Source organism: Chitinophaga sp. GbtcB8, from assembly GCF_019091455.1.
Taxonomy (GTDB): domain Bacteria; phylum Bacteroidota; class Bacteroidia; order Chitinophagales; family Chitinophagaceae; genus Chitinophaga.
On the sequence record NZ_JAGXJN010000301.1, the window covers coordinates 1 to 247 of the forward strand.

Here is a 247-nt window from a genome sequence, read left to right on the forward strand (position 1 = left end):
GGGAAAACATATTGGTGCGCGTTGCTTATCCAGGCGGTGCGGGGGAAAGCAATACGGTGATCCTTACCCCCAGGTTGGTTGCGCCTAAGATATTACCTGAACCACCTGTACCGCCTACCTGTTATGGCGTTCAGAATGGCAGTTTTATTGTAAAATTCAGCCCCCCGTTAAGTCGGCGGGAAGGGCTGGGGATGCACCTGGCAAAACAGGAAATACCGGTGGGTACCCCGGCCGCTTATATGGACGG

1 protein-coding gene is annotated in these 247 nt (G+C 54.3%); it reads left to right on the forward strand.

Annotated features, from left to right (window positions below):
• Positions 1 to 247, forward strand: a 247-nt coding sequence (locus KVT36_RS31930; protein WP_217607468.1) for a hypothetical protein, incomplete at both ends; no start/stop codon positions are given.